The sequence below is a fragment of the Salegentibacter mishustinae genome (genome assembly GCF_002900095.1).
Taxonomy (GTDB): Bacteria; Bacteroidota; Bacteroidia; order Flavobacteriales; family Flavobacteriaceae; genus Salegentibacter; species Salegentibacter mishustinae.
Genome location: NZ_LLKN01000002.1, coordinates 2,060,231 through 2,083,090, shown reverse-complemented (window position 1 = coordinate 2,083,090; position 22,860 = coordinate 2,060,231). Strand labels below are relative to the sequence as shown.

Genomic DNA, 22,860 nt, shown 5'->3' with positions numbered 1-22,860 from the left:
TATTTTTATTGAAAAAAGTGCCTTAAGATTGCTAAAAATAGTAGTTTTAGGGCTCATTTTAGAGTACCTAAACTATGAGTGAAAATAAGCACTTTGTAATAGATTTTGATAGTACGTTTACCCAGGTTGAAGCCCTTGATGTTTTGGGCGAGATTTCCCTGGCCAACGATCCCGATAAAAAAAAGAACCTTGCCGAGGTGGAAGCCTTAACCGATAAGGGGATGAAAGGAGAAATGTCTTTTAGGGAATCCCTGGTAGAACGCCTAAGACTTTTAAAAGCTAATAAAAATGATTTACCGGCCCTGGTAGAGAATTTAAGCGAAAGGGTGTCTTCGTCTTTTGTTAGAAACCGGGAGTTCTTCAACGATCATCACGAAAATATCTATATTGTATCTAATGGTTTTAAGGAGTTTATAGTGCCTATTGTAGAACCATACGGAGTTAAGCCTAAAAATGTCTTTGCCAATACTTTTGAGTATGATGAGGAAGGAAATATTGTAAGTTTTGATCACGATAATGTGTTATCCTCCAACAACGGTAAAGTAGAGCAGTTAAAGAAATTAAACCTAAAAGGCGATGTTTACGTAATTGGCGATGGTTACACCGATTATGAAATTAAAGCCGCCGGACTAGCCAATAAGTTTTATGCCTTTACTGAAAATGTAGAAAGAGCAAATATTCTTGAAAAGGCAGACCATATCACACCAAGTTTAGACGAATTTTTATTTGTACACAATATGAACAAAGCGATCTCTTATCCCAAAAACCGAATTAATGTTCTTCTTCTAGAAAATGTTCACCAGGACGCGGTAGACATTATGAAAAAAGAAGGATATAATGTAAGCGTACATCCCGGCGCAATGGATGAAGACGAACTTTGCGAAAAAATTAAAGATGTTTCAGTAATAGGAATTAGATCTAAAACGCATTTAACCGAAAAAGTCCTGGAAAATGCAAACCGCTTAATTGCGGTGGGAGCATTTTGTATTGGTACTAACCAAATAGATCTACAGGCCTGTTTAAAGAAAGGCGTTGCGGTTTTTAATGCTCCGTATAGTAATACCCGTTCGGTAGTAGAACTTGCCATTGGAGAGATAATTTTACTGATGCGTAATCTTCCTGATAAAATGCGTTTAATGCACGAGGGTAAGTGGGAGAAATCTGCTAACAAAAGTTTTGAAACCCGTGGTAAGAAACTGGGAATTATAGGTTATGGAAATATTGGCGCGCAACTTTCTGTAATGGCAGAATCTGTTGGTTTTGATGTTTATTACTATGATGTTGAAGAAAAATTGCCAATGGGTAATGTTACCAAATGCAATTCCCTTAAAGAGCTTTTAGAAACCGTAGATATTGTTACGCTTCACGTAGACGGAAGAAAGGAAAACAAAGATATTATTGGGGAAAAGGAGTTTGGTTATATGAAGGATAACGTGATCTTCCTTAATTTAAGCAGGGGTCACGTGGTAGATATTAAAGCGCTTAAAAAGAATATAGAATCTGGCAAAATTATGGGCGCGGGAATAGATGTTTATCCGCAAGAACCTAAAACCAATAATGAAGAATTTGTTTCAGAATTACGGAATTTACCTAACGTAATTTTAACACCACATATTGGTGGGAGTACGCTAGAAGCCCAGGAAAACATTGGGAATTTTGTTCCGGGGAAAATTATTGAATACATTAATACCGGAAGCACTACTAACTCGGTTAATTTCCCTAATTTACAGTTGCCGGTGTTACATAACGCGCACAGGCTTATTCATATTCACGAAAATAGGCCAGGTATTCTGGCAGAAATCAACAGGATTCTTGCCGGGCACGATATTAATATTGAAGGACAGTATTTAAAAACCAATGAGACCATCGGGTATGTAATTACCGATATTGATAAACGTTACGATAAAGCCGTAATAAAAGATTTAAAAGGACTAAAAGGAACTATTCGTTTTAGAGTTTTATACTAGGAAACTTATTTTGAAAATAAAACCCGGGAATTATTTCAGGTAATAATTCCCGGGTTTTTTATTAGAGATTTAATACTCAGAACTTCTCTAAAGATTTTAAAATTTTTAAAACTTCCCGCCAGTTATTTGCTCTGGTGTGATTATCAAAATCTATATTATGAAAGGCGGTAAACATAATCGTTTCTCCATTAAAATAATCGAGATTTTTGAGGTGATCATCTATCATGATATCTGTACCAATCACGCTTTTATCACCACAGAAGATGATGTTTTTCCAGTGAATAAAAGGGAAATGTTCACTTAACCAGCTTCGTTTTTCTACTAAACTCTGCGGAAATTCCATTGCTGCTGAAACAATATAGACCTCGTAATTCTTCTGAAGTTCTTTTATTGCTTCTACCGCGCCATCCATAACAGGAACCGTACTAAAGAAACCTTTAGTTGAAGCAAACTTTTTTACCATCCCTTTTTTAGGAAATGCATTTTCTTCGGTTTTTCCTTTCAAGTCATTTTTGCTGAATCTTTCCCCGTATTCCTTTTCATACCAGGTGATAAAATGTGCTTCTACATCGGCTAGAACACCGTCCATATCTATTGCGATAGATTTCTTCATAACTCAATTTTTAAGAACTAAAATAAGATGATTTTAAGTGAAAAAAATGAAATATACCCTTATTTAGGTATTGTGATTAGTTTGGCTTATAAATATATTTGGTTAAATATTTCGTTTGGGGCAAAAAAGGCTACAGCAGGTTTAGGTAGGGGTAAACCAGGCTGTGGCCTTTTTTTGGCATTGAATTTAATAATATGCTGAAAGTTTAATGTGTGAGGGTTCCTAGTCTTTAAGGATAAATTCAGTAGCCATTTCCGCGTGTAGTTTTGTAGTATCTAAAAGGGGGATTTCTGTATCTTTTTCTTGAATAAGCATGGGAAGTTCAGTGCATCCTAAAATAATGGCTTCAGCTCCTCGCTCTTTTAGTAATTGCATTTGTTCTAAATAGAAACTCTTCGCCGCATCACTAAATTTTCCCTGGGTAAGTTCTTCTGAAATAAACCTGTGGGTTTCATCAATAAAATTATCGGCCGGGATCAAGGTCTCTATTTGGTGTTTATCCCGTAATCTTCCCTGGAGAAAATCTCCCTGCATTGTTGGTCTTGTTCCTAAAAGCCCTAATTTTTTATAGGATTTTTGTTTTGCTTCCCTGGCAACTGCATCAGCTATATGAAGTATTGGTACTTTAATTTTTGGTTGCACAAAATCATAGACCATATGTGGTGTGTTGGCGCAAATTATTATTGCTTTGCTGCCTGCACTTTCCAGTTTCTGAGCAATTTCTAAATATGAATTTTTAATCTTTTCGGAATCGTTTTCACGCATCAACTTCACGTTTAGGCTGTACAAAAGTAAAGGCGGATTTTGTTGCGTTCCAATTTTATCACCTACCAGCTCATTTAAAAGTCGGTAATATTCTATAGTGGAGTGCCAGGAGGTGCCTCCAATCATTCCCAGTAAATTCATATTGTTTTGTTTTTGAAATTAGGCAATCTTAAGGTCTTCTTCTTTGTCGAATTTACGAAATGAAGTTATAATTCCCACCGCCTCCAAAGCAGCAACTTCAGATTTATAAATAAACGAGATTCTTGACGCTTGTTCGTCAGCCGAAATTTCATAGATATCCTTAATTTTAGAGAGTTTCTGGGTAATGTATGTTATACAATTTCTACAATTAAGTTCTTCTAATGCGATAGTAGCTTTCATAATTCTTTGATTTTTAATCTTCTGTAATTCTATATTGCCGTAAAATTAACAGTAAAGCTTTAGAATATTTATGAGGAAGATCAGTTTACTACATATTTCGGATAGAAAATAGCAGGTGTTTGTTACTTTTATGAAATACTTTTAAGGAATGGTTAAAAGTGAGCTGGTACACGAAGTTAGGAGATATTTTTCTTTACTTGCAAAGCTTAAATTTTGAAGAAATTGCGAAAGAAAAAACAGCCCATAAAATATACCGAAGGGAAGATTTTTAGCTCTCTGGCTAATTTGGCCTGGCCAATAATCCTGGCTAATATTCTACAAACTGCCTACCAGTTAATAGATACTTTTTGGTTGGGTAGGTTAGGGGCTAATGCGGTTGCGGCAGTAAGTATAAGTTTTCCTATTCTTTTTCTAATTCTTTCGCTTGGTGCCGGGTTAACGCTTGCAGGAACTGTAATAGTTTCACAATATAAAGGAGCAGAAAACCAGGACCAGGTAAATTATAGCTCTTCACAAACTGTTTTCGTGATCTTTTTTATCTCGGTTTTGCTGGCTATTGTGGGTTACTTTTCTTCAAAACCTCTAATGAAACTAATTGGGGCGGGTCCTGAAATTTTAAGTGATTCGGTAAGCTATTTTCAGGTTTCCTCCTTCGGCTTCATTTTCCTGTTTATGTTTTATGTATTTCAGTCTTTAATGCGAGGTATTGGAAATGTACTGCTGCCAATGTATATAGTTTTGGCAACTGTTTTTTTGAACTTGATATTAGATCCACTTTTTATTTTTGGTCTTGGACCTATCCCGGGATTTGGAGTTGCAGGAGCTGCGGTTGCCAGTGTTATTACCCAGGGATTATCTGCTCTAACCGGCTTAGTTATTCTTTTTAGAGGAAATAAAGGAATTAAAATAAATTTCAGCAGGATGAAATTCGATTTTCCCTGGACAAGAAAAATGTTTAAGATTGGTATTCCTTCCAGTATAGAGATGTCTACCAGGGCAGCGGGAATGACGGTTATGGTGATGCTGGTAACCAGTTTTGGGAGTGAAGTTGTGGCGGCCTACGGAATTGGAAGTAGGATTTTAAGCCTTATAGTAGTTCCAGCTCTTGGTTTTGCTATGGCTACCACCACCCTGGTGGGTCAGAATATTGGTGCAGGCAAAATAAAGCGTGCCGAAAGAATTGGAAACTTAAGTACTAAGATCGCTTTCTTTGGATTAACCGCGGTAGGGCTTCTGTTATTTGCTTTTGCCGAACCCATTACAGCCTTTTTTGTTCCCAACGATCCCAGCGTGATTAGAGACGGGTCTTTATTTATAAAAATTATGGCACCCAGTTTTGGTGTGCTGGGAGTGCAACAGGTTTTAAATGGAGTTTTTAATGGCGCCGGATTTACAAAAGCTTCTTTGCTAATTTCAGTTTTTGCCCTTTGGATTATTCGTTTTCCCACTGCCTTTGTTTTATCTAATAATACCGATCTTTCTTTTGAAGGTATATGGTGGGCTTTTCCTATTTCTAATCTTATTGCTGCAATTGTAGCTTTTGCATATTATAAAATGGGTTATTGGAAGCTAAGAACTATTCGGTATCGACATCGTCAACTTTAATAATTAGCAATTTTACGATCTGAAAGTTTTGAAAATGAAGACTGAAACGCAACAACGAATTGCTTTAAGCACCTACTTTTTCTTATCGGGGTTTTGCTTTTCTACCTGGGCTTCGCGAATTCCCAACATCAAAATGGCTTTTGATCTAAATGAAGCAGAATTAGGAAACTTGCTGATGGTGATGCCTATAAGCTCCTTAATTGGACTTCCGGTTTCAGGGTGGTTAGTTTCCCGTTTTGAAAGTAGACATCCTCTAATTGTTTCTTTTATACTTCTAGCTGCATCGCTATGTCTTATTGGAATAGCCGATAATCTTATTTTACTTATAGTTGGGATCTTTTGTTTCGCTTTTTCCATGCGAATTTTCAATATCGCGATGAATACGCAATCCATAACATTACAAAAAGCTTTTAAAAGGAAGATTATTGGTTCTTTTCACGGGCTTTGGAGTACCGGCGGTCTTCTGGGGGTTGCACTTTCTACCTTACTCGTAAAATTAAATATTCCTATTTACCAGCATCTGCCGGCGGTAGCTATTTTCACGCTTATACTAGCCTCTACCGCTTTTTCATTTTTGCTGAAAAAAGATCGTTCTACGCAGGGAAATAAACTTCGATTAGGAAAACCAGATAAACCTACGATGTATCTCGGTTTCATAGTTTTTCTTGCCGCAATTACCGAGGGCGGAATGTTTGATTGGAGTGGTGTCTATTTTAAAGAAGTGGTAAATGAAGATGTTTTTACGTTGGGGTACTTGATCTTTATGGTTTTTATGGCCCTTTCCCGTTTCTTTTCAGATAGAATTGTGGAAAGAATAGGTATGGAAAGAAATTACATTATAAGTGCTTCCCTGGTATGTTTAGGGGTTTTACTTATGATAGTGTTTCCTTATTTTTGGCCGGCAATAATCGGGTTTTGTTTAGTAGGCATTGGAGTGGCGGCTGTAATTCCAATGACCTTTCTTCTTGCGGGCTCTTCAACGAAATATTCCCCGGGAATGGCTATTTCTATAATTACTACCTATGCTATTGTAGGAATGCTTTTAGGGCCGCCACTTGTGGGATACCTTGCCCATATTTTTAATTTAAAAATATCTTTTATCCTCTTTTTTACTTCAGCATTAATGCTAATTCCTATTTCCCAGCTTTTCTTTAAACAGAAAAAAGAGAATATTCAGGAATAACTGGAATAAAAAAAGTCTAATTCTTATCAGCCGGAGTAATCATGATATGTGCACGGTGTGTGCCTGGATCCATAAGCCAGGGCATTCCGGGAGTATGCGGTTTGTCGGGAAGCCCTGTTTCCTCAGTGGTAGCATAGGGCATATAAATTACATATCGCAATTTTGCATCTTTAAGCTCTCCTGTTTCGCGATTTAAGTTTGCTTCTTTACCTGAAAGAATATAGGTCATACTGGGGGCATCGGGCATTTTTAATTTTCCGCTTTCAACTTCCTGTTTGCGAACTGCACGGGTTTCCATCATATCTTTACCTTCAGCTTTCAATTCCCTTCCGCGGGACATAAAGGGCTCAAGTTTTTTATTATAACAACTTACCGAAATACCATTCATATTAGGATCGTCAGCAATGCAAACAAGGTTATTGGTGCCTTCTTTCAGTAGAACTACTTTACCTTCTTTATTATAGCCATAAACTGTAACGGAATCCCTATCTTCTTCGGGTGCAGCCATGCTTGCCATTTTTATCTGAGTTTCTTCAGAAAGATATTTTTCCTGAGATATTCCGTTAAAACTAAAAGCCAGAATCATTAAGCTATAAATTGCATTTTTCATTTTAAACTGATTTTAATTCGTAATCCTTTTAGATAAAGTTACTTATTTTATGTCACTTCTTTGCGTAGAACTTCTAATGGTGGTTTTCTTATTACACTTAAACTATTGCTTAGTCCAATAATTAGAACTAACAGTACGATGCCCGGAAATAAAACTAAAAAAGGAATTAGGGATGGCGTAAACGGTGATTCAAAAACCAACCAGGCCAGTAATTGACTACTGATTAATGATAATAAAACGCCAGAAAGACCTCCAAGTACTCCTAAATAAATATATTCTAAAGCATTAATATTTAATATTTGTTTTCCTTTTGCACCAAGTGTGCGCAGCAGAACGCTTTCTCTTATTCGCTGATATTTACTGGTTCTTATGGCGCCTAACAAAACAATAACTCCGGTGAGAATACTGAAAAATGCCATAAAATTAATGATCCATGAAATTCTTCCTAAAATCTCTTCTATAACACTTAATACCTGCCGAAGATCTATGATAGATACATTAGGAAATTCCTTAACCAGTTCTTGCTGTAATTGAGCCGACTTTTCTTCTCCCGGGACTTTGGTTGTCAATACATTAAATTGTGGCGCATCTTCTAGTACACCTTTTGGAAATACGAGGGAGAAATTCAATTGCATTCGTGACCAATCAACTGTTCTCACACTGCCTACAACCGTATTTAGCAGAACACCCTGCACATTGAAGATCAATTCATCGCCAACACCAACTTTAGCATCTTCCGCAAAATTATTACTTATAGAGATCGGCACGGGACTCATATCACCCGCTTCAGCCGTCCATTCTCCACTTTCAATACTTTCAGAAGCAATTAAAGAATCACGGTAAGTAACGCGGAATTCGTGATTTAAAACCCATCCGTTAATTTGGGAAGTGGTGTCTTTTCTTATTTCATTAACCGGTCTCCCTGCTATGTTCTGTACTCGCATGGTCACAATAGGAATATTGTCCAAAACCGGCAAATCGTTAGTTCTTATAGTTTTGGCAACAGCTTCCTGTTGGTCACTTTGCACGTCTAAAAGAATCATATTTGGGCTATTGGCCTGGGATTCTATAGAAGCCTGGGCCAGTAAAAGATCTTTACTAAAATATAGCGTACTTATTAAAAAAGTACCCACTCCAATAGCCAGTACAAGGGTGAGTGTTTGATTTTGCGGTCTAAAAAGGTTTAGTAAACTTTGTCTGGCTACAAATCCCCAATTATGGGGGAAATATTTTCGCAGTGCTTGCATAAACAAGTAAGCTACTCCCGCCAGGATAGAGAAAGTGACTATAATTCCACCTACAAAAGCCAAAGAATATCTCCAGTCTTCTAATAACCAAAGTGAAAACAAAAAGATGAATAGAAAAATGCCCAGAGAAACGAGTATAATTGCCTTTCGCGATTTTTTAGTTTCTTCTTTTATTACTCGCAATGCCTGTAAAGGAGAGATATAAAGCGTCCCGATTAAAGGGTAAAGAGCAAATAAAACCGACATTAAAATACCCAGTAAAATTCCCATTAAAATTACCGGTAAGGAAAAACTGATTTGTACATCTACAGGAAGTAAGCCTTCCAAAAGCCAGGGAAACAATTGCTGAAGAACCAACCCGAGGGCGGTTCCTATAATCCCTCCAATTAAGCCCATAAACGCTACCTGGATAAGGTAGATTAGAAAAGTTTGTTTTCTACTCGCGCCCAAACATTTTAAAACGGCTACGGCACGTAACTTCTCTTTAATATAGATATGAATGGCACTTGCAATCCCTACACAACCCAATAGCAAAGCAATAAAGGCCACCAGGTTAAGAAATTTACCGAAATTTTCGTATCGTCTTCCCAGCCTGTCGCTGGTAGAAGTATGTGTATCTAAATCGGCCTCTTCAGTATCAAGAATGGGATCCAGAGTTTCATCCAGTTTTTCCATATCGGTATTGGAAGGCGCCGTAAAATAGAATTCATAATCTATGCGGCTTCCGGTTTGTACAAGACCAGACTCTTCAATAAATCTATAGGGAATAAGTACCGGTGGTGCTACCGAACTAAATATAGCGGTGCTACCGGGTACTTTATTAAGTGCACCTGCAATTGGTAAAGTAACTTTTCCGATCTTGATGCTATCTCCGGGTTTTATTCCTAAATGGAGCATTACGGTTGCATCAACCAAAGCAGCTCCTTCTTCCTGATATCTTTTTGCAGCATTTGCAGGCTGAGTTTCTAATTCCCCATAAAAAGGAAACCCGCCTTCTATGCCTCTTACCTGCATTAATTTTGTGGCTTCGCTTTGAGGAAAAGCAGCCATAGATGCAAATTTGATTTCCTGAGCTTCAGCGCCGCCCAGCGAATCCATAATTTGCATTACCCGTTCATTGGGTAGTTTGTCACTGTCTATCTTATAATCGGCACCCATTAAAGCCTTAGACTGCAGCGAGATATTGTCTTTTAAATTTTCTCCAAAAGATTGAATAGAAACTACCGCAGAGATCCCTAATACGATGGATGCCATAAAAAGCATCAACTTCTTACCACTAGCTTTTCCATCACGCCATGCCATTTTAAAGAGCCAGGAGAAGTCCGCTTTAAAAGTTTTGTTGCTGCTCATTATACGTGCTTTACCTGATTTTCAACAATTCGTCCTCCTTTGAGTCTAAGAATATGCTGAGTTTTTTCGGCTAGTTCAAGATCGTGGGTAACGATAATTAGCGTAGTTCCTGCTTCTTTATTTAAGTCAAAAAGTAATTGTTCTACTTTTTCACCGGTTTCAGTATCGAGGTTTCCGGTAGGTTCATCTGCAAATAAAACCGAAGGTCTCGTAGAAAACGCTCTGGCTAAAGCCACGCGTTGCTGTTCTCCGCCAGAAAGTTGGGAAGGATAATGGTGAATACGATCTCCTAATCCTACTTTTGTTAATAATTCTTTTCCAATTTTAGAAGCATCTTTGTTGCCTTGCAGTTCTAGTGGAACGGCCACATTTTCTAAAGCCGTAAGCGTAGGGAGTAGCTGAAAATCCTGGAATACAAATCCAATATGTTTATTACGAAGAAGAGCTCTTTTATCTTCTCCCAGCGTGCTCAGTTCGCTTCCGCATAAATTAATAGAACCGGAATCGGGCCTGTCTAAACCGGCGCAAAGTCCAAGAAGGGTTGTTTTTCCACTTCCCGAAGGTCCCACAATAGCAAAGGTTTTTTGTTCTTCAACTTCAAAGTTGATATCCTGTAATACTTTTAGTTTTTTTGATCCGCTGGAATAGCTTTTCTCCAGGTTACGAACGTTTAATATCTTTGCCATCTTAGAACTTGCTTATTGTCTTTTTTGAATTAAGGCAAAATAAGCAAATCATTTGATTATAAACCCTGTTGCTATGAGAAACTTGATACGTTATTCCTCGATTTTGTTAATGTTCCTGATGTTTTCCTGCGGAGAAAATACCGAAAAGAAATCAGAGAAAAATAACACTGAAGAAGCTCAAACTGAAACCGAAACCCAGGACAGTGAAAAAGATGTGATTCTTTTCTTCGGAAATAGCCTTACAGCAGGAATGGGTTTAGAACCTTCTGAAGCTTTTCCGGCTCTTATTCAAAATAGATTGGATTCCCTGGATTATGATTATGAGGTGATCAATGCCGGATTAAGCGGGGAAACTACCGCCAGCGGGAAAAACAGGATCAATTGGGTTTTAAATCAGGATGTAGATGTTTTTGTTTTAGAACTTGGAGCCAATGATGGTTTACGCGGAATTCCTTTGGAGGAAACCCGGAAGAATCTTCAGGATATCATTAACACCGTAAAGGATAAAAATCCTAAAACTAAAATAGTCCTGGCCGGAATGCAAATTCCTCCAAATATGGGAGAAGAATATACCACCGAATTCAGGAATATTTTCCCTGAACTTGCCGAAGAAAACAATCTGGAACTTATTCCTTTTCTTCTTGAAGGCGTAGCAGGAGATCCTAAGTTAAACCAGCAAGACGGCATTCATCCTACCGCCGAAGGTTACGAAATTGTAGCCGATAATGTGTGGAGTGTTTTGGAAGATGTGGTAGAGAAGGAGTAGTATTATAATTTCAGATAAACATTTTAAACTATTCCCGTTATTTTAATGGAAATGTCTGTTGAAAATACCATCAAGCTCCTCCCCTTATTTTCAAGGGGAGGTGGCCGTAGGTCGGAGGGGTTCTTTTGTAAGATGTTGGTATCTCAACCACCCCTTTCTTCAACTAAGCCGAATTCATTCCTCTCGTTTCAAAGCAGGGGAGCTAAAAAAGGATTTCTACTAACCACGATTTATTCTTACCAATAATTCAACTCTTCTTATAATTTCATTAGAAAGTATTTAGAAAAAATGCTATTTTAGGCTTTTATTAAGAATATTTGCTCTAAAAATCAGTCTCAATTCGTTTTCGAATAATTAAAGATCTAATCAAATTCTAAAAGTTTAGTGCTTCTTTTCTTAATATTTCAAAGTGATTCATTCAATCTAAAAACAGAAGATTTTTTATGAAAAGAAGAAAGTTCGTTCAATTAGCCGGTATGGGTACAGGGGCTTTGATGCTTCCTTCCTATTTAATGGGAAGTAACGTTTCTGCCGAAGCACTTTTGCATCCCGGTATGGATATTCTTACCAAAAGAAAACTCGCCGATGTAGCGCTAAACACAGCTAAATCTCTTGGTTCTACCTATGCAGATGCCAGGATAGGCCGCTACCTTAATCAATACGTTTTTACGCGTGAAGATAAAGTTCAAAACGTGGTAAATACAGAGTCTTTTGGAATAGGAATTCGAGTAATAGCTAATGGTACCTGGGGATTTGCCTCTACCAATAGCGTTACCGAAGATGGGATTATGAAAGCCACACAACAAGCCGTTGCTATTGCAAAGGCAAATTCTAAAATTCAGAAAGAACCGGTAAAACTTGCTCCGGTAGAATCTCACGGGGAAGTTTCCTGGAAAACTCCAATTAAAAAAGACTTTAAAGAAGTTCCGGTTTCAGAAAAAGTAGACTTATTGCTTAGCGCGAATGCTGCTGCCATGGATAATGGAGCCAACTTTGTGAATTCGGCACTTTTTATGGTGAATGAGCAAAAATATTTTGCCTCTACTGAAGATTCTTATATAGACCAGGACATACATAGAATCTGGCCAACCTTTGGGGTTACTGCTATAGACCGTGAGGCTGGGAAATTTAAATCTCGTGATGCGATGAGCGCGCCTATGGGAATGGGTTATGAATATATGGATGGGCTGGAATCTGAAAAGCTGGAAGGTCCCGGCGGATTAAGATTGTATCGTAATAGTTATGATATGGTAGAAGATGCCACTTTGGCCGCAAAACAAGCTAAAGAAATGCTTTCTGCTAAATCTGTAGAGCCGGGTAAATATGATCTGGTTCTTGAACCAAACCACTTAGGATTAACTATTCACGAATCTGTAGGTCACCCATTAGAATTAGACCGTGTACTAGGTTACGAAGCCAATTATGCCGGGACTAGTTTTGCTACTTTAGATAAATGGAGATCTGGAGATTTCCAATATGGAAGTGATATTGTAAACCTGGTAGCCGATAAAACTCAACCGGGTTCCCTTGGTGCCGTAGGCTATGATGATGAAGGGGTGAAGACCAAGAAATGGGATCTTGTAAGAAATGGTGTTTTAACAAACTACCAGGCGATTCGCGACCAGGTACATATGATAGACCAGAATGAATCTCACGGTTGTTGCTACGCGCAAAGCTGGAATGATGTTCAGTTTCAACGTATGCCTAATGTTTCATTAGAACCAGGGAAAGAGAAATATTCTATAAACGATATGATCAAAAATGTGGAAAAAGGTATTTATATCGCCGGGCGCGGTTCTTATTCCATAGATCAGCAACGTTATAACTTCCAGTTTGGCGGTACCGTATTTTTCGAAATTAAAGATGGAGAAATTGTGGGCATGCTAGACGATGTAGCTTACCAGTCTAACACCCAGGAATTCTGGAATTCCTGCTCTAAAATTTGTGACGAAAGCGATTATCGTATGTTCGGATCCTTCTTTGATGGAAAAGGCCAGCCTTCGCAGGTTAGCGCTGTTTCCCACGGAAGTTCTACCTCCAGGTTTGACGGTGTAAATGTAATTAATACGGGTAGAAGTGTTTAATACTAACTGGTTTACTAAAAAAGAAATATAGAAATGGCAATATATACAAAAGAAGAAGCCAGGCAAATTATGGAAAAAGCATTGAGCTTTTCTACCGCAGATGCCTGTGTAATAAATATGGGAGGTAGCGAAAGTGGAAACATTCGTTATGCGCGTAATACGGTTACCACTTCAGGACACCGCTCAAATCAAACACTTGCAGTTGAAGCTAGCTTCGGAAAAAAATCTGGAACAGCAACTGTAGATGAATTTGATGATGAATCATTAGAAAGTGTGGTGAAAAGAGCTGAAGAATTAGCAAAACTTGCCCCCGAAAATCCAGAATTTATGGCGCCACTTGGCCCACAAACTTACGATGAATCTGTAAGTTTTGTAGAGTCAACGGCAAATATCTCTCCGGAATATCGTGCTGAGGTTGCCGCGAAAAGTATAAATCCTGCATCTGAAAAAGACGTAACCGCTGCCGGTTTTCTTAACGATTCTGCCGGATTTAGCGCGATGATGAATTCTAGCGGACTTTTCGCCTATAATAAATCTACCGATGTGGATTTTACGGTGACTATGCGAACTAACGACGGTACAGGTTCAGGCTGGGTTACCCGCGATTACAATGACGTTAAAAAATTTAATCCCGAAGAAGCCGCAAAAGTCGCTATAGATAAAGCAGTGATGTCTCGTGAAGCCAGGGCTATCGAACCCGGAAAATATACGGTGATTTTAGAACCCGCAGCTTCTGTAGATTTACTTCGTAATATGTCTGGAGCATTTAACGCCCGTACTGCCGATGAAGGCCGAAGTTTTATGTCTAAAGACGATGGTACCAAAATGGGAGAAAAGATAGTTGATGAGCGCGTAAATATTTGGAGCGACCCACTACATCCCGATGTACCGACTTCTACCTGGAATGGAGAAGGAATGCCACTTAAAAAGATGAAATGGATTGAAAATGGCGTGGTTAAAAACCTGGCTTATAGTAGATACTGGGCAGAGCAGAAGGGAGTAGATCCTGTACCTTATCCATCTAATTTCATTATGGAAGGTGGAGATGCTTCTCGAGAAGAACTTATAAAAAGCACCAAACGAGGAATCCTGGTAACCAGGTTATGGTATATTAGAAGTGTAGACCCGCAAACTTTGCTGTATACCGGACTTACCCGTGACGGAACTTTTTATATAGAAAATGGGGAAATAAGATATCCTGTGAAAAACTTCAGGTTTAACGAAAGTCCGATAATTATGTTGAACAACCTGGAAACACTTGGAGAACAGGTGAGAATCAACGGGAATTTAATTCCGTATATGAAAGTAAGGGACTTTACTTTTACCAGCCTTTCAGACGCAGTTTAAAACCTATAGATCTTAAAAAACTGGTTGTAGTGGAGTTTTCATTACAACCAGTTTTACTTTTATGAATTTGTCAATTTTGAATCTTTGATTTTTTGCAGAATAACAAGGTTTCTGAGACCTTGCGGGAGAATAAAGTCGAATTACTAAATAAATTGAAATCTATTTTTTACTTTTTGAGAGATGCGGAGTCTAATTATTAATTAGGTAAGCTTCAAAAAACTATTGGCGAATTCGTGGCAAAAAAAATTATACACTATACAATCTACATTATACATTAAAAATGAATAGCTTTTTCTTTACCAGGCTTCAATATGAATCGGGAGATTGGGATGTGGATCAAAGGATGCCCTCCAATTTGCTGAATTCCCTGGTGGAGTATACCACGTTAGAAGTAGATACCCGAGAGAATATTGTTCCGCTAAGCAGTGACGAGATTTTTAAATGTCCGTTTTGTTATATTTCGGGGCATAAACTGGTTCAGTTTACGGCCAGGGAAAAAGATAATTTTGAAAAATATGTAAAGAATGGAGGTTTCGTTTTTGCCGATGACTGTAACCACGATATCGACGGACTTTTCGCTAAATCTTTTGAGCGGCAAATGGAAGAGATCTTCGGCCCGGGAGAACTAACAAAAATTCCTAATGATCACGAAATTTACAATGTGTTTTTTGAGTTTGAAGATGGTCCGCCAACTACTTCCCAGGAACTGAATGGCTGGGGAGACGATCTGGTGCACGAATATTTAAAGGCCATTGTAATAAACGGAAGGATTGGCGTGCTTTACAGCAACAAAGATTACGGTTGCGAATGGGATTACGATTTTAGAAACAAACGATTTTACAAAATAGATAATACCCGTTTTGGGGTAAATATCGTGATGTATGCACTTACATCTTAACCAGTTAGCAGGCTGCTGGACGCAATATTAGCTATAAAATTGGAAACCTATTACAAGTTCATTCTTTTGAGTAAACTATGGATGAAAGCTTAAGAGACATACATTGAAAAATTTTTGATTCGAGATATCCCGATAGTTCGGGACGGAATATTTAAATCTCGATTATCGAGTAAATTTATAATAAGATGAAAATATGGATCAGCAATTAGCCGATTTAGACCGGGAAGTAAAAATGCTTACCGGGAAACTTAAAGACTTAAAGACCGAGATCGCCAAGGTAATTATTGGGCAGGAGGAAACCGTAGACCAGTTACTTATTACTTTTTTGGCGGGAGGGCATGCGCTTTTAGAAGGCGTTCCCGGTTTGGCGAAAACTTTAATGATAAGAACGCTTTCCCAGGCTATAGATTTAAAATTTAAAAGAATTCAGTTTACACCAGATTTAATGCCGTCTGATATTATTGGGACTGAAATTCTGGAGGAAGACCATACCACGGGAAAGAAATTTTTCGAATTTAATAAGGGGCCAATTTTCGCAAATATTATTCTTGCTGATGAAATTAACCGAACCCCACCAAAAACCCAGGCGGCGCTTTTAGAAGCTATGCAGGCGTTTGAAGTGACTTATTCCGGGAAAACCTACGAATTGGAACGTCCGTTTTTTATTTTGGCCACGCAAAACCCTATAGAACAATCCGGAACATTTCCTTTACCGGAAGCCCAGCAGGACAGGTTCCTTTTTTATATTAAAATCGGCTATCCTACAGAAATAGAAGAAAACCAAATTCTAAAGCATACCACAGGATCTAAGAAGACTACGATTAATCCAATTCTTAGTGGCGCTGAAATTTTGAGACTTCAGCAATTAGTGCGGGAAGTTCCTATAAGTGATGAGTTGATTTCCTATGTGAATAAACTCATACGGGACACTCGCCCTGAAACCAGCAATAACGAATTTGTAAAAGAATGGGTGAACTGGGGAGCAGGACCAAGAGCAGGCCAGGCAATGATCCTCACCGCTAAGGCAAGAGCATTACAACAAGGCAGGCTGGCTGTAACTCCAGAAGATCTAGAACATTGTGCTTACCCGGTTTTGCGACATAGAGTAATCGTAAATTTTAAAGCGGAAGCCGAAGGAATAACTTCAGATGAAGTAACCCGAGAATTGCTAAAATCAATAATACCGGCAGAAAAACAAGAAAATAAGTAAACGACTTCGGAGAAGCATTTAATCTCGATTATCGAGTGAAGCAGGATTATCAACAGTTATTAAAACCCGAGATCATCAACAGCGTGAGTGGTTTGGCACTTATCGCCAGGGTGACGGTAGACGGCTATCTTTCTGGCCTAAACCACAGCCGAAGGCTGGGGCCCGGAATGGAATTTAGTCAGTATCGCGGTTATGAGCCGGGCGATGATATGCGCCTGCTGGATTGGAAAATGCTGGCCCGATCTGGAAGATACTACATCAAACAATCGGAGGTAGAAACCAATGTTTCGGTAAAATTTATTCTCGATTCCAGTAAGTCTATGCAACACGAGGAAGATGGAATCACTAAAATGGACTATGTTCGGGTTTTGGTTGCTTCTTTGGCCTGGCTCGCACAGGGGCAGGGAGATGCCGTGGGGCTTTTTGCATTGAATGATCACGATATACACGCTCTTTATCCACAAGTTCAAAAAAAGCATTTTAATAGGTTATTGCTGGAATTAATCAATATTAAACTTGAAGGAAAATGGCCTAACAATGCAAAAGCCGCTGAAAAACTTCACGATAGAAGGCACAAAGAACTTATTTTTTTTATTTCAGATTTACACGAAGAATCTTCAGAACTAACCAATGTGATCACCAAATTAAAAACTCCGCGAAATGAAGTGGTGGTTTTGCATCTTTTGGGTAAAAATGAATTGGAATTCGATTACAAGGGTTCGCTTACTTTTGAAGACCTGGAAACTGGTGCACGAATGAAGATAGATGCAAAAGAAGCCAAAAAACAATACCTGGATTCCCTGGAGAAATCGATTAAAGCAACTAAAGAAACTATGCTGGCTAATGCTATTACCTATCAACTTTTGCGGCTTGACGAACCAATTGGAGAGGCGCTTCAATTGCTATTGAAAAAACGCAATAATTTAATGTAATATGTTTTTTCTAAATCCTTCATTTTTATGGGCTTTACTGGGACTTGCCGTTCCGGTAGCGATTCATTTATGGAGCAAAAAAGAAGGGAAAACCATTAAAGTTGGGAGCTTGAAATTTTTGGAAGAATCTGATTCCCAAAAGAGCAATAGCATTAAATTGAATGAATTCTGGTTGTTGTTGCTAAGAATCTTACTTATCACGATTTTGGTTTTTATCCTTGCTGAACCACGTTTAAGTTATAAAAGCGAAAATTCACCAATCACTTATTTGGTTGAAAAATCTTTGCTTTCTTCTTCGGAAGTAAAAAGCCTAACAGATAGTTTAAATAATACCGCTGAGGTTCGATTTTTAGAAACTGATTTTCCTGAATATCAGCCTGAAATTGTAAAGGACACTTTGTCTGAAAGTCCGAATTACTGGAAACTCGCCAAAGAAATGGAAACTTTAAAAACCGACAGTGTTGTGGTTTTTACCAATGTATTTGTTAGCGGTATTAAAGGAAAACGACCTGAAATCAGCAAAAATATCCATTGGATTAACCTAAATCCCGGAACTGCAAAAACCAATTTGGTTGGGGCGGTTAAAAGAGGTAACGAAATTGAAAAGATTTCGGTGATTAGCGCTGCTGAAATTTTTAAATTTCAGAAGGGAAAGCAAAATTTAACCACTTCAGAAATAAAAGCCGAATTCCGGAATATCCCGGTAGTGGAATTGGATACGTTGCAGGTGCAAATATATGCCGAAGAAGAATTCCAGACAGAAAGCAAATATATAAAAGCCTCGTTGTTGGCTTTGGAAAAATACCTGGAACAGCCTATTGAAATTTTAAATTTTGAAGAAGAAAATTTCAATTCAAATTCTGAAGAAATATTGATCTGGTTAAGCGAAAAATCTGCTCCGAAAACTGAAGGAAAAGTATTGGTATTTCGAAAAGATTCTTTAGCTAATTCACTTATTAAGAAAGGAAATTCTAAAAATGAATACTATTTAACCGGCGATCTAAATTCAGAAAACATTGTAGAAGAATATTTTGCCGAGCAGCTTTTGGAGATACTGAATCTTTACCCAGAAATTAATAAGGAAGCTGCAAAGTACGATGTACGAATGATGGATTTAGCGCTTTTAAAACCAACTTTTGGAGAAGCTTCAGAATCGTCCAAAAACCGTGATGGCAGGGATATTTCTAAATATCTGTGGATATTATTAATCATACTAATCTTATCAGAACGCGCTCTGGCAAGAGTTAGAAAACAATGAGCAAAACCGGAAAAGACATATTAATCAGTTTTCAAAAACGCTGGCAATTGTTGCTTTGGCTGGAGGTATTCCTCTACGCTATTGGTGCTGCGGTTTTCACCTGGTTCTTTTCTTTCAGTTTACTCATCAGTATAATTGGCTTCGGTATCGTTTTTATCGTGGCTACTTTCTTGAAAAGACCCTGGAAAATCGATTTGCAGAAAGTCAGTAGTTTTATTGATCGAAAATCCACTAAACTGGAATACAGCAGCGGATTATTACTAAAAACCACCGAAGAACTTTCAGGATTGGCAAAACTTCAGCAGCAAAAAGTTGCAAAAGAAGTTGAAGCCGAAAGCAAGCAAATTCAGCCAGAACATAAACTGGGAACCGCCGCGATTACTTCTGTAATAATGATTGCTATTGGTGTTTCCGCGTTTTATTTCGGACTAACTGAAAATTATTTCTCAAAAGAAAATAAAATTCCGAAGGAAGAAATTATAGTTTTTCGGCCTACAGATTCTTCTTCAATTAAATCTAAAGCGCCGGTTTTAGAAGACCAGCAATTAACAATCAATTATCCTGCTTATACCGGCCTGGCAAATTCCACTTCATCAAAAATGGATATCAAAGCCGTAGAGGGTTCTCGCGTTACCTGGAAACTCAGTTTTGAAGGAGCAGTAGATAGCGTAAGCCTTGAAAGTATGGGCAGCCTTCGGCCGATGAAAGAAAATGATGGTTCATACTCTGGAACTTCGATGTTGGGAAATTCAGGTTTCTATAATTTTAGATTTACCGATACGACCGGCGCCAGCTACGTTTCAGATCTTTATGCGATTGAAGTTACTAAAGACAAAGCGCCGGTAATTATTTTAGAGGGGTTAAAGCAATTCAATTCTTTTAATTATGATGATGAAAAACGCATCAAATTCGGCGCTTCTATAACCGACGATTTTGGACTTGCAAATGCTCATATTATTGCTACGGTGAGCAGGGGAACCGGGGAATCGGTGAAATTTAGGGAAGAACAATTGAGTTTTGATAAAACCGTAGAAAGTGGAAAGAAAAGCCTGAAATTAACCAAAAATATAGATTTGGATAAAATGGAAATGGAGCCAGGCGATGAGCTGTATTTCTATGTGGAAGCCAGCGACCTTAAACAACCTCAAGCCAATATTGCCCGTAGTGAAACCTATTTTGCGGTGATAAAAGACACGGTAGATTATGGTCTAGGCGTAGAAGGTGGACTCGGGGTAGACCTTATGCCCGATTATTTCAGGAGTCAACGGCAATTGATTATTGACACCGAGAAACTTATTAGTGAGCGTGGGCAACTTTCCAAAGAAAAATTTAATAAAACCAGCAATGATCTTGGTTTTGATCAAAAAGCGCTTCGGTTAAAGTACGGTCAGTTTATGGGTGATGAAGCTGAAGGTGGAATGGAAATGGGCGGTGAAACTTTGGGAGAAGATCATGATCACGACGAAGATCCTTTAGCCGATTACACCCACGATCACGATGGTGACAATGAGCATAATTTGGTAGAAGAAAATGATGGTCACGACCACGGTGAAGAAAGTGAAGAAGGAGAAGATCCGCTTGCCGATTATTTGCACAATCATAGCGACCCTGAATCTTCATCATTATTTACCGATAATTTAAAAGCGATGTTACGGCAGGCCTTAAATATTATGTGGGATGCCGAGTTGCATTTAAGGCTTTACGAGCCTGAAAAATCGCTGCCCTTTCAATATGAAGCCCTGGAGCTTATCCAGGAAATCAAGAATAGCGCAAGAATTTATGTGCATCGTATTGGTTTTGATTCGCCACCAATTAAGGAAGATAAACGGCTTACGGGAGAGCTTGACGAGGTGGGCAATTATCGTAAAAATGAAGAATTTGAAGAAAATGATGATTTTCTTTTTATGCGGAAAAGTGTTTTAAGATTAGAAGAATTAAAAGAATCAAATTCAAATATTACAGAAACCAATCGGGAGCTTTTTGAAAAAGCTGGAAATGAACTTGCCGAAAAAGCCATAACTGAACCCGGCAGATATCTAAAGGTTTTACAAGACTTAAAACGACTTTCTGAAGAACAGCAAATAGGAAAAGAAATTATAATTGAAACACAAAAAGGCTTGTTGCAGGCACTTCCGGAAGCTAAAGCTGAACCGCAAAAAGGAACCGGTTTTAGTGGAAAAATCAACGATTTATTATTGAAAGAACTGGAATTGAATGAGTAGTAACCTAACTTTTTTAAATACTTCATGGTTTTGGCCGGTACTTATAGGCTGGGTTGTTTTACTCTTGGTTTTTCTCTGGAAAGAATGGTCACAAGCGGGAAAAAAACGCTTTTTATTGAAAATTTCCCTGTCAGTTTTAGCGGTTTCTTCTTTGGCCCTTATCGCTTTAAAACCTGCAATTAATGAAGAAGTTCGGGAAGGAAATGTTTTAATTATTACTGAAGATTTTAAGCAAGATCAGTTGGATAGTTTGAAGAAAGCATATCGAAAAATAAAGGTAATTGATTATCGAAAAGATGAGATTTTGCCTGAATTGAAAACTTCAAAACAAATCTTTGTATTGGGGCGTGGAATTAGTGTTTTTGATTTATACCAATTCGAGGATTTACCGGTGACTTATTTAGCGGGAGATACTCTTGCAGGAATTGTAAAGCTCAATTATAATCACAAAAATCGTGTAGGTAATAATTTGCAAGTGCAGGGAAGGTTTTTAAAACCAAAATTCGGTAACCGGCTGGTTTTAGAAGATGCCGGCGGAACTGCAATGGATTCGATTGTTTTTACTTCGGAAGAAAATAAAAATTTTAAACTGGAAACTGAATTAAAAGTTGATGGTAACTATATTTTCAACCTAACTGAAAAAGATTCTTTAGGAGAAATTTTAGGTCGCGATGCTTTACCGGTAATAGTGAACAAAGAAGAAGTTTTACGTATTTTAATACTGAATAGTTACCCCACTTTCGAGCTTAAATACCTCAAGAATTTTTTAGCGGAATCCGGTCACGAACTGCTGGTAAAAAACCGGATTACCACCGGACGATTTAAATTTGAATTTTTTAATACCGAAAATACGAATCTAGGGCGTTTAGATGAAGAAACTTTAGAAGATTTTGATCTACTTATTTCAGATACAGGAGCACTTCGCAATCTTTCTTCTTCAGAAACCAGTGCGCTGCAAAATTCGATTTGGGAAACCGGGTTGGGACTTTTTCTATTGGGAGAAGCTAATACGCTAAATTCCGTAGGGGATTTTTCGGTTTTTGAATTAGAACGAGTTTCAGGTACAGAAACTGAAATAGATAATCTTCCTGAGGTTTCTATTGCCAAACAGCCGTTTCAGTTAAAAAAAGAATTTGGTTTGGAGGAAATTCATAATTCAAATTCTTCAATTCTGAGTGGTTATAAGCGAATAGGGCAGGGCAGGATTGGTACAACGCTGTTAGAAAATACCTGGCAGTTGCAACTTGAAGGTAGGCAGGAAGCTTATCAAAAGATTTGGTCTCAACTGTTGGAGCAAATAAGCAAAAGAACTTCAGTCACGGCATCCTGGAAAGCCAAAAACGATTTTGCATTTAAAGATCAAGCTTTTGAGTTACAACTTCGGACTTCAGTAGAAAATCCGAGAGTGCGGGATGAGAATGATTATTTAATTCCGCTAAAACAGGATTTAAATAATTCAGAATTATGGACGGGTAAAACTTATCCGCAAAAAACCGGCTGGCAGAAATTGAAAATAGAACAGGATTCTACTTCGGTTTTTAATTATTTTGTGCATAATGCCGAAGATTGGCAAGCTTTACAATCTAATCGAACTTCAGAGGAAAATAATAGATTTTTTCAGCAGGAAATCGTGGAAGAAAAATCTGTGAAAATGCCAATTGCCATTAATTCATTATGGTTTTACGGAATATTTCTTATTTCGATGGGTGGTTTATGGCTAGAACCTAAGCTGTAAG

Annotated in this window: 19 protein-coding genes; 13 read left to right on the top strand and 6 right to left on the bottom strand. The window is 38.1% G+C overall.

Annotated features, from left to right (window positions below; translation table 11 throughout):
• The first annotated feature begins 74 nt into the window (after positions 1 to 74).
• Positions 75 to 1,967, top strand: a complete 1,893-nt coding sequence (gene serA, locus APB85_RS12180) for a phosphoglycerate dehydrogenase (RefSeq protein ID WP_057481449.1) — start codon at positions 75 to 77, stop codon at positions 1,965 to 1,967.
• A 76-nt stretch (positions 1,968 to 2,043) separates the two neighbouring features.
• On the opposite strand, the gene APB85_RS12175 is transcribed toward serA, so the two are convergent.
• Complete coding sequence (locus tag APB85_RS12175) at positions 2,044 to 2,580, bottom strand: 5' nucleotidase, NT5C type (RefSeq protein ID WP_057481450.1); 537 nt, start codon at positions 2,578 to 2,580, stop codon at positions 2,044 to 2,046.
• Between the two features lie 27 nt (positions 2,581 to 2,607).
• Between APB85_RS12175 and APB85_RS17360 the strand changes: the two genes are divergently transcribed.
• Complete coding sequence (locus tag APB85_RS17360) at positions 2,608 to 2,781, top strand: hypothetical protein (protein WP_160319241.1); 174 nt, start codon at positions 2,608 to 2,610, stop codon at positions 2,779 to 2,781.
• Positions 2,782 to 2,802: 21 nt separating this feature from the next.
• Here the strand turns inward: APB85_RS17360 and APB85_RS12170 are convergent, their stop codons facing one another.
• On the bottom strand, positions 2,803 to 3,486 hold the full coding sequence (locus tag APB85_RS12170; RefSeq protein ID WP_057481451.1) for an aspartate/glutamate racemase family protein: 684 nt from the start codon (positions 3,484 to 3,486) through the stop codon (positions 2,803 to 2,805).
• Positions 3,487 to 3,504: 18 nt separating this feature from the next.
• Positions 3,505 to 3,726 carry a heavy-metal-associated domain-containing protein gene (locus APB85_RS12165; RefSeq protein WP_057481452.1) on the bottom strand — a complete coding sequence of 74 codons (222 nt, stop codon included), beginning with the start codon at positions 3,724 to 3,726 and terminating at the stop codon, positions 3,505 to 3,507.
• Positions 3,727 to 3,948: 222 nt separating this feature from the next.
• On the opposite strand from APB85_RS12165, the gene APB85_RS12160 reads away from it, so the two are divergent.
• On the top strand, positions 3,949 to 5,331 hold the full coding sequence (locus APB85_RS12160) for an MATE family efflux transporter (protein ID WP_057481842.1): 1,383 nt from the start codon (positions 3,949 to 3,951) through the stop codon (positions 5,329 to 5,331).
• Positions 5,332 to 5,365: 34 nt separating this feature from the next.
• Complete coding sequence (locus tag APB85_RS12155; RefSeq protein ID WP_057481453.1) at positions 5,366 to 6,514, top strand: MFS transporter; 1,149 nt, start codon at positions 5,366 to 5,368, stop codon at positions 6,512 to 6,514.
• Between the two features lie 16 nt (positions 6,515 to 6,530).
• Here the strand turns inward: APB85_RS12155 and APB85_RS12150 are convergent, their stop codons facing one another.
• From APB85_RS12150 to APB85_RS12140, 3 genes are read right to left on the bottom strand one after another with little or no spacing between them, the layout of a single operon-like run.
• Positions 6,531 to 7,124, bottom strand: a complete 594-nt coding sequence (locus tag APB85_RS12150; protein WP_057481454.1) for a hypothetical protein — start codon at positions 7,122 to 7,124, stop codon at positions 6,531 to 6,533.
• Positions 7,125 to 7,171: 47 nt separating this feature from the next.
• Positions 7,172 to 9,721: an ABC transporter permease gene (locus APB85_RS12145; RefSeq protein ID WP_229792194.1), complete on the bottom strand. Its 2,550-nt coding sequence runs from the start codon at positions 9,719 to 9,721 to the stop codon at positions 7,172 to 7,174.
• A complete protein-coding gene (locus tag APB85_RS12140) occupies positions 9,721 to 10,407 on the bottom strand; it encodes an ABC transporter ATP-binding protein (RefSeq protein WP_057481456.1) in 687 nt (228 codons plus the stop codon). Before APB85_RS12140 ends, APB85_RS12145 begins: the two co-directional genes overlap by 1 nt.
• A gap of 73 nt (positions 10,408 to 10,480) precedes the next feature.
• Between APB85_RS12140 and APB85_RS12135 the strand changes: the two genes are divergently transcribed.
• From APB85_RS12135 to APB85_RS12095, 9 genes are all read left to right on the top strand, one after another.
• Positions 10,481 to 11,173, top strand: a complete 693-nt coding sequence (locus APB85_RS12135; RefSeq protein WP_057481457.1) for an arylesterase — start codon at positions 10,481 to 10,483, stop codon at positions 11,171 to 11,173.
• Positions 11,174 to 11,616: 443 nt separating this feature from the next.
• A complete protein-coding gene (locus tag APB85_RS12130; RefSeq protein ID WP_057481458.1) occupies positions 11,617 to 13,257 on the top strand; it encodes a TldD/PmbA family protein in 1,641 nt (546 codons plus the stop codon).
• A 33-nt stretch (positions 13,258 to 13,290) separates the two neighbouring features.
• Positions 13,291 to 14,604 (top strand): TldD/PmbA family protein, encoded by a 1,314-nt coding sequence (locus APB85_RS12125; RefSeq protein ID WP_057481459.1) that lies wholly within the window; start codon positions 13,291 to 13,293, stop codon positions 14,602 to 14,604.
• A 280-nt stretch (positions 14,605 to 14,884) separates the two neighbouring features.
• Entirely contained in the window at positions 14,885 to 15,502 is a 618-nt protein-coding gene (locus tag APB85_RS12120; protein WP_057481460.1) for a DUF4159 domain-containing protein, read from the top strand.
• A gap of 193 nt (positions 15,503 to 15,695) precedes the next feature.
• The gene (locus APB85_RS12115; RefSeq protein WP_057481461.1) at positions 15,696 to 16,712 is read left to right on the top strand and encodes an AAA family ATPase; all 1,017 of its coding nucleotides are present in this window, start codon (positions 15,696 to 15,698) and stop codon (positions 16,710 to 16,712) included.
• 35 nt (positions 16,713 to 16,747) lie between these two features.
• Positions 16,748 to 17,644 carry a DUF58 domain-containing protein gene (locus tag APB85_RS12110; RefSeq protein ID WP_057481462.1) on the top strand — a complete coding sequence of 299 codons (897 nt, stop codon included), beginning with the start codon at positions 16,748 to 16,750 and terminating at the stop codon, positions 17,642 to 17,644.
• 1 nt (position 17,645) lies between these two features.
• Positions 17,646 to 18,902: a BatA domain-containing protein gene (locus tag APB85_RS12105; protein ID WP_057481463.1), complete on the top strand. Its 1,257-nt coding sequence runs from the start codon at positions 17,646 to 17,648 to the stop codon at positions 18,900 to 18,902.
• Positions 18,899 to 21,124 carry a hypothetical protein gene (locus tag APB85_RS12100; protein WP_057481464.1) on the top strand — a complete coding sequence of 742 codons (2,226 nt, stop codon included), beginning with the start codon at positions 18,899 to 18,901 and terminating at the stop codon, positions 21,122 to 21,124. Before APB85_RS12105 ends, APB85_RS12100 begins: the two co-directional genes overlap by 4 nt.
• Positions 21,117 to 22,859, top strand: coding sequence for a hypothetical protein (locus APB85_RS12095; RefSeq protein ID WP_057481465.1), 1,743 nt, complete (start codon positions 21,117 to 21,119; stop codon positions 22,857 to 22,859). Before APB85_RS12100 ends, APB85_RS12095 begins: the two co-directional genes overlap by 8 nt.
• Position 22,860 lies beyond the last annotated feature (1 nt).

Excerpts from the sequence above, each read along its gene's own strand:
- serA (WP_057481449.1), top strand. The coding sequence starts at position 75 with ATGAGTGAAAATAAGCACTTTGTAATAGATTTTGATAGTACGTTTACC.
- APB85_RS12165 (WP_057481452.1), bottom strand. The coding sequence starts at position 3,726 with ATGAAAGCTACTATCGCATTAGAAGAACTTAATTGTAGAAATTGTATA.
- APB85_RS12135 (WP_057481457.1), top strand. The coding sequence starts at position 10,481 with ATGAGAAACTTGATACGTTATTCCTCGATTTTGTTAATGTTCCTGATG.
- APB85_RS12145 (WP_229792194.1), bottom strand. The coding sequence starts at position 9,721 with ATGAGCAGCAACAAAACTTTTAAAGCGGACTTCTCCTGGCTCTTTAAA.
- APB85_RS12175 (WP_057481450.1), bottom strand. The coding sequence starts at position 2,580 with ATGAAGAAATCTATCGCAATAGATATGGACGGTGTTCTAGCCGATGTA.
- APB85_RS12140 (WP_057481456.1), bottom strand. The coding sequence starts at position 10,407 with ATGGCAAAGATATTAAACGTTCGTAACCTGGAGAAAAGCTATTCCAGC.
- APB85_RS12120 (WP_057481460.1), top strand. The coding sequence starts at position 14,885 with ATGAATAGCTTTTTCTTTACCAGGCTTCAATATGAATCGGGAGATTGG.
- APB85_RS12095 (WP_057481465.1), top strand. The coding sequence starts at position 21,117 with ATGAGTAGTAACCTAACTTTTTTAAATACTTCATGGTTTTGGCCGGTA.
- APB85_RS12155 (WP_057481453.1), top strand. The coding sequence starts at position 5,366 with ATGAAGACTGAAACGCAACAACGAATTGCTTTAAGCACCTACTTTTTC.
- APB85_RS12100 (WP_057481464.1), top strand. The coding sequence starts at position 18,899 with ATGAGCAAAACCGGAAAAGACATATTAATCAGTTTTCAAAAACGCTGG.
- APB85_RS12150 (WP_057481454.1), bottom strand. The coding sequence starts at position 7,124 with ATGAAAAATGCAATTTATAGCTTAATGATTCTGGCTTTTAGTTTTAAC.
- APB85_RS12115 (WP_057481461.1), top strand. The coding sequence starts at position 15,696 with ATGGATCAGCAATTAGCCGATTTAGACCGGGAAGTAAAAATGCTTACC.
- APB85_RS12125 (WP_057481459.1), top strand. The coding sequence starts at position 13,291 with ATGGCAATATATACAAAAGAAGAAGCCAGGCAAATTATGGAAAAAGCA.
- APB85_RS12130 (WP_057481458.1), top strand. The coding sequence starts at position 11,617 with ATGAAAAGAAGAAAGTTCGTTCAATTAGCCGGTATGGGTACAGGGGCT.
- APB85_RS12105 (WP_057481463.1), top strand. The coding sequence starts at position 17,646 with ATGTTTTTTCTAAATCCTTCATTTTTATGGGCTTTACTGGGACTTGCC.
- APB85_RS12170 (WP_057481451.1), bottom strand. The coding sequence starts at position 3,486 with ATGAATTTACTGGGAATGATTGGAGGCACCTCCTGGCACTCCACTATA.
- APB85_RS17360 (WP_160319241.1), top strand. The coding sequence starts at position 2,608 with ATGATTTTAAGTGAAAAAAATGAAATATACCCTTATTTAGGTATTGTG.